The sequence below is a fragment of the Streptomyces sp. NPDC002787 genome (assembly GCF_053592095.1).
In genome coordinates this window covers 44,670-54,899 of sequence record NZ_JBSFVC010000046.1, presented here as the reverse complement: position 1 = coordinate 54,899, position 10,230 = coordinate 44,670, and the positions used below count along the sequence as shown (strand labels likewise).

Sequence of the window (10,230 nt, the reverse complement as noted above, 5' to 3'; positions counted from 1 at the left end):
ACGTGCACACGCCCCGCAAATCACCGACAGCGAAGCAGCGAACGAAGAAGCCAACGACCCCACAACCCCGCCGCACAGGTTAAAGATCAAGCTAGAAGGCTCTCCGAGACGGAAGCTGGTTCGAAGGCTCGCTGTTGAGCGGCCTCGGGCGACCCAGGGACGGCGCGGCTTTACTGGCGAAGTCCGCCCTCCTGTGAGCTGCCGGTGTCAGCCCGTGCCGAGTGGCGCGGGTTTCTCGGCGTCGAGCTGGTGGTCGGCCCAGACGTAGCTCTCGGGCAGCAGGTCGGTGATGAGCACGGTTCGGACGCGGTCGCCCTCGCCGACGATGACCTTGAGGGTGGGGAAGTAGTCGAGAAGGACCTGACGGCACCGGCCGCACGGGGGAACAACCCCGCGGTCACGGTCGCCGACGGCGACGATCGCGTCCAGTTCGTAGGCGCCCTGGGCAGCTGCCGCGCCGATGAGGACCAGCTCGGCGCAGGGTCCTCCGGTGAAGTGGTAGGCGTTCACCGCGGTGACGATCCGGCCGTCCCGGGCGCGGGCCGCGGCTGCCATGGTGTGGTTGTCACCCCGGCAGCGCGTGCGAGCGACGTGCGCTGCGGCCTGGATGAGTTCGTGGTCGATGGGGTGGGTCTGCGCGGTCATCTTCTCTGCCTTCGTCGGGAGTCAGACGACGTTGGCCCGGGTGACGAGGGTGCGCAAGCGAATATCGGCGGTGTGCCCACGAAACGGATACGGCACCAGGTACGGCACCGGCTGCCGCCCCGCGCCTGCTCGCAGCACTCTCGTCGGCGCCTACGTCGCACCGACGACGACCGTCTCGCCGTACCGCTACGGCTGACCCGTACCGGCGGACCCGCGACCGACACGGACAGGCCCGACCGCCACAGGTCAGGTCAGGCCACGGCCCCGTTGCCGGTGGGCATCCACCGGCAACGGGGCCGTGTCGTGCACTGGCGCGCTCAGGTCCTGCTGCGCTCGATCGTCAGCGGCGCCTCACATCCGCCTTCCCGCACGCCAGGCCATCCCCGTTGCGGTCCAGCTTCAGCGGGTCGTCCTTGCCGTTCACCTTCAGGCGGCCGTAGTCGTTCTCCTTCAGCCACTCGCACCGTGACGCCGTCGTCTTCTTGACCTCGTCCGGGAAGGTCGTCGGGACGCAGACGTTCGCCGTGCCGTAGTGGCGGTCGCAGCCGGAGATGGTCGGGCTGACCTTCTTCGACTTGGTTTTCTTCGCCGGGCCGGTGGTCTTGCCCTTCGGGGCGTCCGCGAAGTCGTGGACGTGGGCCGAGGGGGCTTCGCCGGAGGCGGCGGCCAGGGCGGACGGGCCCTGCAAGTGCACCCATTCCGCCACAGACGGGACGCCGTTCGCGTCGACCGCGAAGAGCATGTACCAGCCCGGCGGGGCCAGGTTCGGGTTGCTCGTCACGTTCAGGTCCACGTTGTTGCCGTCGACCGACAGCGGCAGGTCCACGAAGCGCTGGTTCGGGTCGGAGGAGTGCGTGACCGCCGCCGGGCGGATCAGTTCCGCCTTCGCTATCGGCCGGTCCACCGTGATGCGCTGCGTGTCCCCGTACACCCACTCCTTGTCGATCACCGAGGTGATGGAAGGACGCTTGCCCTTCAGCAGGTACGGCGGGGTGTAGATCGACACGTCGTGGTTCCACGTGCCGTTGCCCGGGTTGTCGCCCGTGGTCATGACGCGGCCGTCCGGCAGCAGGAACGCCGAGGAGTGGTAGCCGCGCTCCTCCGGGTCCGTCGCCACCGGGTCGAACGTGTTCGTCGCCGGGTCGTAGATCGACGTCTCGTAGACCGGGTTGGCCCGGTTGTGGAGGGCGCCGCCCGTCTCCAGGACCTTGCCGTCGGGCAGCAGGACCGCCGAGACGTACATCTTGCCCTGGTTGCCCGTCTGGGCGACCTTCCCGTTGCCCAGGTCCACCGTGCCCTGCGGGATCGGCGGGCCCGCCACGTACGCCGGGTTCGCGGCCTTCAGGTCGATGACGTCCGTCAGGCGGTTCGCCTCGGGGTTGGAGTCGATGTTGCCGCCGCCGATCGTCAGGACCTTCTGGTCCTGGGCGGGGGGCAGGAGGACGCTCGCCGACTGGTCTCGCTCGTCCTTGTTCTGCAAGCCCGGCACCGAAGTGATCGTGTTCGCGCCGTAGTCGTAGATCGCCGAACCCGTGCCCGGGATGTTGTTGCCGAAGACATGGCTGCCCGAGTAGAAGAGGCGGCCGTCCTGCATGAGGATCATCGACGGGTACAGGCCCCAGTACGACCAGGTCTGGTTGACCTTCCAGAGCTCCAGCCACTTCTGCTCGGCGTCCGACCACAGTTCCGCCGTCACCGAACCCGTGGAGTCCTCGCGCAGGCCGCCGAACGAGATGACGTCACCGTTGCCGAGGATCGTCGCCGACGGGTACCAGTGGCCGTCGTTCATGTCGTTCGTCTTGGTGTACGCCTCCGTCACCGGGTCGAAGATGTACGAGTCCTTGTAGCCCTCGTAGCCGTGCGAGCCATCGGCCGCCGGGTACGCCTTGTTGCCGCTCATGACGAGGACCCGGCCGTCGTCCAGCTGCACATGGCCCGCGCAGAACATGTCGTCCGGCGTCGGGATCTGCTTGTACGTGCCGTTCTTCGGGTCGTAGACCGCGCTGGTGAACGTGCCCGCCTCGAACATCTCCTCGCTATTGCCGGAGCCGGCGATCAGCAGCACCTTGCCGTTGTTGAGGACGACGGAGTGCATGGAGCGGACGGGGTTCTGGGTGGGCAGGACGTCCCAGCGGCCGTTCTGGCATTCCGCCGGCGTGCCCGTGCAGTCGGGTTCGGGGACCGGGTCGGCGACCTGCTCCATGGTGTAGTCGTCGGTGGTGGCGGAGCCGGTGCCGTAGACGGAGACGCCCCAGGTGATCCGGTCGGTGCCCGCCGGGACCTCGGGGGTGCGGACCGTCGCCTCGGTCCAAGCGCTCGCCATCTCCAGCGTCTTGAGGTCGGTCCAGTACTGCCAGCCCGCCGTGGTGTCGTGCCGGAACAGGGTGACGGACGTGTCCGGGGTCGTCGACTTGTACCAGAGGCCCAGGTCGTACTGCTTGCCCACGGTGACCGAGGGCGCGCAGGCCGCCGACTCGGTGATCAGGGCCTTGCGGTCGCCGGAGACCCGGCGGGTCAGCTCGACCTTCATGGCCTTGGAGCCCGAGTGGGCGTCCGCGACCGTGGAGAAGGTGAAGTCGTTGTCGCCCCAGCCCGACTTCGACCAGCAGTACGGCATGCCGCCAGCGCCGGCGGTCTCGAAGCCCGGGTTCTGAATGAGGTTGGCGGCGGACGCGGGTTGGGGTGAGATCAGCAGGAGGCCGGAGGCGAGGGCTCCCACCGCCAGCAGGGCCGTTCTGCGTCTCGGTCTGGGTCTGATCCGGATCTTCCAGTGGTTCCTCGGGTGGTTCTTCACGCGGCTCTCCTTGCCGGCTGCTCGGCCTGCTTCCGCTCGGCCTGCTTCTCCTCGCCGCGCTCCCCACGGCGAGACCTCCTGCCACGGCGGGACTCCTTGCGTGGCAGGTAGACCAGCGCCTCGGTCCCCACGAAGCGCAGCACGAACGTCGTCACCAGTGCGAGCGCGGTCGCCGTCAGGGCGTGCATCCCGAACTGGCCGACGAAGAGGGCGATCAGCGGGATACGCAGCACCAGGTCGGCGTTGGCCAGCAACGCGAACCGGCCGATGCGGTCCCACCCCTTGCGGTGCCTGCGCCGCTCGCGGAAGCACAGGTGCTCGATGAGGAAGAAGTTCCAGACCACCCCGAGCTGGTTGGCGAGGATCTCGGCGGGGACGTAGTGCATACCGGCCGAGGTCAGGGCGTACAGTCCCGCCAGGTTCGGCAGGAAGCCGGTCACGCCGATCAACCCGAAGACCATCATGCGGGCCAGCGGTGAGGCGGTGCGCAGCCCGACGAGGTGGCGCAGGAACCTCAGGCCCTCGCGCGCGGTGGACTTGGACTCGCCGGCGTACCGGTCCTGGAAGACGAAGGGCACCTCGGTGACCTCGCGCGGGCGGCTGCGCACGGCGAGTTCGAGGAGGATCTTGTAGCCGAGGGGCTGGAGGATCTCGGCGGTGACCGCGCTGCGGCGGATCGCGAAGAAGCCGCTCATCGGGTCGCTGATGCCGTGCAGGCGACGGGGGAACAACGACTTGGTCAGCCAGGTCGCGCCGCGCGAGACGGCCACGCGGTAGCTGCCCGCGAGTCCGGCACGGCTGCCGCCCTTGATGTAGCGGGAGGCGACCACCAGACCGGCCGAGGACCGCTCCCCGGTCGCCACCAACTCCGGTACCAGGGACGGCGGATGCTGCAGATCGCCGTCCATGACGACGATCCAGTCGGAGGTGGCCGCCTTCATGCCTTCGACCACCGCGCCGCCGAGTCCGCCGGTCGGTTCGTCGCGGTGCAGCACGGTCACGGGGAACGGGCAGTCCTGCGCGGCTTTGCCGATCACCTCGGGGGTGTCGTCGGTGGAGTCGTCCACGAAGACGACCTCGCAGGGCAGCCGCCAGGGCACCGTCTCGGTGATCTGGTGCAGCAACTCCCGTACGTTCGCAGACTCGTTGAAGGTCGGTACGACGATGGTGACGGCCCCCGGCTCGGGGACTTCCGCCCCTCGCACGGCCGGGTCGCCCAGCTCTTCGGGCACGGTGGACTCGTAACTGCCGCTGCTCATCGGTCGCCTCCAGCGGCCTCGGTCTCGCGGATCGGGTCGTCGCCGTCGGTGGCCTCGGTCTCGCCGGTACGGCCGTCGGTCCCGGCCGCCTCGATCCTGCGGATCTCGATCCGGTCCTCGCCGCTGCCGAACGTGGCGACCGGCGTCGAGTTCTCCATCGCAGCCTTGACGTTGGGCAGGTCGACCGCGTCGCGCCGTACCGTCGGCGAGGCGACCACGTAGTCGAGGTCGCGCCAGCCGCGTGGCATCGTCTTCGTCACCGCCGGGTCGAGGTCGGCCTTGTAGAACCAGATGACGCCGAGGCCCGGCTTGTAGCCCTCGTGGACGAGGTCGAGCCAGAGCGCGTCGTCGACGAGGACCCGGGTGTCGCCGGGGTTCTCGATCTCGGAGCCGAGCCACCGGGAGGCCTGCTGGTAGGGGGCGTTGGCGTTGAACGTCATGGCGGTGTGGTTGCCGTCGTACCAGCGCGGGACGACGTACGCGGCCGCCGCCGCGGCGAGGGCCAGGGCGACCCCGTGCCGCGCCCAGGTCAGGGCCCGCTTCTCCGTCGTGCTCCGCCGGCGCCGGAGCACGCCGTGGGTGACGCTCGCCGCGCCGCCCGCGAGGACGAGTGCGAGGAAGGGCAGGGCCTGGAGGACGTACATCGCGGGCAGATAGCCGGGGCGCAGGGCCATTCCGGCGAGGATCGCGACGGCGAGCGCGGGTCCGGCGAGGGCCCTCGCGGTCACCGACCAGCGCCAGGTCAGCAACAGGAGCAGGGCGCCCGCGAGCCCGCCCAGGGGCAGCACACGGTCGTAGTACAGCCAGGACTGCAGGACGCCGTACGAACCCGTGCCCTCGGTGAGGATGAAGCCGGAGCCGGGGCGGCTCATCTGGTAGACGATGCCGTCCCACAGCGACACATGGCCGTCGCCGGGCAGCAACTCGCCCTTGAGCAGGGCGAACAGCGGGTACGAGATGCCGATCAGGGTGCAGGCGGTGACGGCGCCGGTGATGGCGAACTTGCGGGTGTCCCGGTGGCTGTGCCGCCACATGGTGAGCAGGACGGCGGGCAGGACGAGGAGCATCGTCTCCTTGGTGAGCACGGCCGCGGCGGCGGCCAGCCCCGCACCGAAGTGGTGCCAGAGGTGACGGCTCGGTGAGGCGGCGAGGCAGAACGCCAGGAGCGTCCACATCACCGCGATGTTGTCGAGGAAGATCTCCCGCTGGAGGACCACCGACAGCGGGGAGAGCCCGAAGAGGGCCATGCCGAGGCCGGCGGCCCAGCGGGGCAGCGAGAGGCGGCGGCCGAGGACGTAGACGAGGATGGCGCTGACGGCGCTGATCAGCAGCATGACCGCGCGCATCGAGCCGACGGTCATCGACTCGGGGGCGAGCTGGGCGGGGATCCAGGTCAGGATGGCGATCTGGATCCAGCCGAAGGGCGGGTGGTCGTACCAGTAGGTGTAGTGGGCGAGGCCCCTGCCCTCCTGGACGGCCCAGGCCTGGGCGAGGTAGGTGCCCTCGTCGTCGCTGAGGGTCGGGTAGTCGGCGATGTTCCAGCCCTGCACGATCATGATCGCGACGAGGAGGAGACCGCAGAGGACGAGGTCGGCGCGCGAGTCGCGCAGGCGCTTCGGTGCAGGCGAAGCGGAACCGGAAGCCGTTGTTCGACTGGTCGAACCGGCTCTGGGCGCAGCTGTCCGCTGCGCGGGGACCTTGACTTCCGTCTTGGTCGCCGCGGGAAGTGTGGAGGTCACGCAGGAACGTCCTCTCGGTTCACGTTCGCGTTGACGAGATGCGCGCCGACGTGGCTGGTCAACTCCCAGTCGTTGCGGCCGCGTTGCTCACGCCACACTGCACGGACGGCAGCGAAGGCGAGGAGCACCTGGTAGAAGGGGCCGCCCACGATGAGCTTGGCGTAGTGGACGAACCGGACGCGGAGGCCGTACTGCTTGCCGAAGTCGTGCAGTCCGACGACCTCGAACACGAAGGTGACGAGGGCGGTGACGGCCGGCAGGAAGGTGATGAAGGCGACGCCGACGGGGACGTCGAGGAAGAGCGCGATGGCCACGTTGAGCGGGATGATCACTCCGGAGATGGCCTGGAGGTACGGCGTCATCAGGGTGTAGCGGGCCAGCAGCCGCTGCCGGAAGCCCGGCAGCTGCTTCCAGTCCCTCTTCCGGTAGACTTGGAGGAAGCCCTGGTTCCAGCGGGTGCGCTGCTTCATCAGCGACATCAGGGTGCCGGGAGTCTCCTCCCGCGTCACCATGTCGGAGTCGTAGGCGACGACGACCTTCTTGCCGACGCTGGAGAGCCGTACGCCCAGGTCGCAGTCCTCGGCGAGGCAGTCGGGGTCCCAGCCGTCGGCCTCGCGCAGCACGCTCGTGCGGACGAAGACGGTGTTGCCGCCGAGCGGGATGAACCCTTTCTGCGCGTGCAGGTGCAGCCGGGAGCGGAACCAGAAGAAGTACTCCAGGCAGTTGCGCAGGCTGTACCAGCTGGAGTGGAAGTTGATGAGCTGCACCCCGCCCTGCACGACGTCCGCGCCCGTGGTGCGGAAGGCGTGGTCGACGTGGGACAGCAACTCGGGATGGACCTGGTCCTCGGCGTCGAAGACACCGACGACGTCACCGCGGCAGTGCGGCAACGCCGTGTTCATGGCCTTCGGCTTGTTCTTCTTCTCGTGGTGGTCGACGACCACGCGCACGCGCGGGTCGCGTTCCTCGGCGGCCCGGGCCACCGCGGTGGTCGCCGGGTCGTCGTGCCCGACGATCACGATGATCTCGAAGTCGTCGTGACTGGATTCGAGCAGTCGTTGGATGGTGTGGTCCAGCACGGCCTGTTCATGGCGTGCCGGCAGCAGCAGTGAGAACGACACATGTTCGTCGCCGTCCGGTCTGCTGAACCGGGTGGAGGCGAGCACTTCGGGCGTGCGCCACGCGTGCATCTGCCACCACAGGGTGAAAGCCGCCATCCAGAACAAGGCCAGCGAGACGACGGCTATGAAGACAGACGTCAGCAAGATAGATCCCCCCGGATCCCCAATACCCCCTGCGCGACGGACAGTTAGGCCCGGCGCGTCACCGTGGAGAGACTAGGGGGAAACTGTGAACCTCGGGGAGCCTTCCGATAAAAACCGTGTTTCCGTTCGGGGGAACACGTAGTCGGATGTGTCCGAACACCGGCCCACTTCCAGCCAGTTGTTCGATCTTGTCCGCTCTTTGTTTCGGCCTGATCGGACCTGTTTCAGCCGGTTGACACCGTTCCGAGGGCCGTGCGCAGCCGGTCGACCTCTGTCGTGGGAGCGTCACAGGTGAAGTTACGGCAGACGTACGCGGTCGGTTCACCGCCGACGAGCGGGCGGTCGGCCAGCAACGGCAGCTCGTCACTGTCCGTAGTCCCTACCGCCACCACGGCACCAGGCGCCGTCCCCAGCAACGCCGTCCGGTGCAGCTCCCTCGTCCCCGGATGCCCCTCCGGCCCGACGACCGCGACCTCACGCGGCCCGTCGAGCAACGCCTCCGCCGTGGCGAGCCCCCACCCGATGAACCGGGGTGCCCTCGGCCCCAGCGCCTTCACCACACCCAACGCCCGCTCGGCCGCGGTCCGATGGGGCTCGGAACCGGTGTGCGCGGCGTAGCTCAGCAGCGCTCCCGCCGCCGCGCTCCACCCCGACGGCGTGGCGTTGTCGGTCGGGTCCTGCGGTCGCCGGATCAGCTTCTCCGCGTCGGCGGCGGTGTCGAACAGCGCCCCGGACTCCTCGTCCACGAACCGTACGAGCACATGGTCGAGCAGGAACCCGGCGAACTCCAGCCACACGCCCTCCCCCGTGACCGACGCCAGCGCCAGGAACCCCTCGGCGACGTCCGCGTAGTCCTCCAGCACCCCGGCGTTGGCCCCCACCTGCCCGTCCTTGCTGGTCCGCGCGAGCCGCGCCTTCTCGTCCAGGTGCAGTCGTACGAGGAGGTCGGCGGCGGCGATCGCGGCGTCCACCAGGTCGGGGCGGTCGAAGTAGGCACCGGTCTCGGCGAGCGCGGCGACGGCGAGCCCGTTCCAGGCGGCGACCACCTTGTCGTCGCGGCCGGGGGCGGCGCGGCGCGCACGGGCCTCATTCAGCCGATCCCTGACCGACTCGATCCTTTCGGCGTCGAACACGCCCTCCTGCTGCGGGAGTTGGAGCACGGACGCTCCCTCCTCGAAGGTGCCCTCCTCCGTGACCCCGAAGTACTGCGCCGCGAGCCGGGCGTCCTCCTCCCCGAGCACCTCGGTCAGCTGCTCGGGAGTCCAGACGTAGTAGGCGCCTTCGACGTGCTTGCCGGTCCCGTCGTCGCTGTCGGCGTCCAGCGCGGAAGCGAACCCGCCCTCGTTCGTCCGGAGTTCACGGACCATGAAGTCGGCCGTCTCCAACGCCACCCGCCGGGCCAGCTCGGAGCCGGTGGCCCGCCACAGGTGGGCGTAGACCCGGCAGAGCAGGGCGTTGTCGTACAGCATCTTCTCGAAGTGCGGCACGACCCACTCCCGGTCGACGGAGTACCGGGCGAAGCCGCCGCCGAGCTGGTCGTAGATGCCGCCGCGTGCCATGCGCTCGCAGGTGTCCCGCGCCATCTGCAGGGCGCCCTCGGAGCCGGTGCGCGCCGCGTGCCGCAGCAGGAACTCGATGACCATGGACGGCGGGAACTTGGGCGCCCTGCCGAAGCCGCCGCGCGCCGCGTCGTACTCCCGGGTGAGCCCGAGCAGGGCCTGCGCGAGCTCGTCCTCCCCGGGCACGTCGACCGCCGCGAACTGCAGCTCCCGCCCGGCCAGGTCCCGCACGATCTTCCCGGCGACCTCGGTGACCTCGTCCCTCCGGTCGGCCCAGGCGGCCCGCACCCCCTCCAGTACCTGCCGGAACGAGGCCATGCCGTGCCGGGGCGCCGGCGGGAAGTACGTCCCGAAGTAGAACGGCTTCCCCTCCGGCGTCAGAAACACGGTCATGGGCCAGCCGCCCTGCCCGGTGGCCGCCTGTACGGCCTCCATGTACACCGCGTCGACGTCCGGTCGCTCCTCCCGGTCGACCTTGACGCTGACGAAGTGCGCGTTCAGATACTCGGCGGTCGCCTGGTCCTCGAACGACTCGTGCGCCATCACATGGCACCAGTGGCAACTCGAATAACCGACGCTGAGCAGCACCGGCACCCCACGCCGCCGCGCCTCCTCGAACGCCTCGGCCGACCAGGGCCACCAGTCCACCGGGTTGTCGGCGTGCTGGAGGAGATAGGGGGACGTCTCGTGAGCGAGTCGGTTCGGCATGGTGCCCATCATTCCCCAGTACCCGGGAATCGCTGTTCAGCACGGGGGCGCGTCCCGCTCTTCGCACCAGGCTCTGGGCGCGCCCCGTCAGGGGCGCGGGGAAACTGCGCGAGCAACCACGGCAAACCTGCGGTCGGCGAACAACCCCACCTCCCCCGGCGAAACCCCGAACCTCAACCCCGGCAGAGGATCACGCCCTATCGCCTAGCCCGACTATTCGCCGCACACTGGCCGGAGGCAACCGTTTCGGCGAAGGGGGAC

At 69.3% G+C, this 10,230-nt stretch carries 7 protein-coding genes; 1 reads left to right on the top strand and 6 read right to left on the bottom strand.

Translation table 11 applies throughout. The features are described from left to right. Positions 1 to 207: 207 nt before the first annotated feature. Positions 208 to 645: a cytidine deaminase family protein gene (locus tag ACWD26_RS39960; protein ID WP_451277963.1), complete on the bottom strand. Its 438-nt coding sequence runs from the start codon at positions 643 to 645 to the stop codon at positions 208 to 210. A 49-nt stretch (positions 646 to 694) separates the two neighbouring features. Between ACWD26_RS39960 and ACWD26_RS39955 the strand changes: the two genes are divergently transcribed. Next, on the top strand, positions 695 to 841 hold the full coding sequence (locus ACWD26_RS39955) for a hypothetical protein (protein WP_451277961.1): 147 nt from the start codon (positions 695 to 697) through the stop codon (positions 839 to 841). 144 nt (positions 842 to 985) lie between these two features. Here ACWD26_RS39955 and ACWD26_RS39950 read toward each other — a convergent pair whose 3' ends face one another. The 5 genes from ACWD26_RS39950 to ACWD26_RS39930 form a co-directional block, all read right to left on the bottom strand. Next, positions 986 to 3,439 carry a galactose oxidase-like domain-containing protein gene (locus ACWD26_RS39950; RefSeq protein WP_451277959.1) on the bottom strand — a complete coding sequence of 818 codons (2,454 nt, stop codon included), beginning with the start codon at positions 3,437 to 3,439 and terminating at the stop codon, positions 986 to 988. Next, the gene (locus tag ACWD26_RS39945; protein ID WP_451277957.1) at positions 3,436 to 4,698 is read right to left on the bottom strand and encodes a glycosyltransferase; all 1,263 of its coding nucleotides are present in this window, start codon (positions 4,696 to 4,698) and stop codon (positions 3,436 to 3,438) included. The genes ACWD26_RS39950 and ACWD26_RS39945 overlap by 4 nt, the downstream gene beginning before the upstream one ends. Beyond that, complete coding sequence (locus ACWD26_RS39940) at positions 4,695 to 6,437, bottom strand: ArnT family glycosyltransferase (RefSeq protein ID WP_451277955.1); 1,743 nt, start codon at positions 6,435 to 6,437, stop codon at positions 4,695 to 4,697. Before ACWD26_RS39940 ends, ACWD26_RS39945 begins: the two co-directional genes overlap by 4 nt. Further along, positions 6,434 to 7,702, bottom strand: a complete 1,269-nt coding sequence (locus tag ACWD26_RS39935) for a glycosyltransferase (protein WP_451277953.1) — start codon at positions 7,700 to 7,702, stop codon at positions 6,434 to 6,436. The genes ACWD26_RS39940 and ACWD26_RS39935 overlap by 4 nt, the downstream gene beginning before the upstream one ends. 224 nt (positions 7,703 to 7,926) lie before the next feature. Further along, entirely contained in the window at positions 7,927 to 9,969 is a 2,043-nt protein-coding gene (locus ACWD26_RS39930) for a thioredoxin domain-containing protein (protein ID WP_451277951.1), read from the bottom strand. Positions 9,970 to 10,230: the final 261 nt, after the last annotated feature.

Excerpts from the sequence above, each read along its gene's own strand:
- ACWD26_RS39960 (WP_451277963.1), bottom strand. The coding sequence starts at position 645 with ATGACCGCGCAGACCCACCCCATCGACCACGAACTCATCCAGGCCGCA.
- ACWD26_RS39945 (WP_451277957.1), bottom strand. The coding sequence starts at position 4,698 with ATGAGCAGCGGCAGTTACGAGTCCACCGTGCCCGAAGAGCTGGGCGAC.
- ACWD26_RS39930 (WP_451277951.1), bottom strand. The coding sequence starts at position 9,969 with ATGCCGAACCGACTCGCTCACGAGACGTCCCCCTATCTCCTCCAGCAC.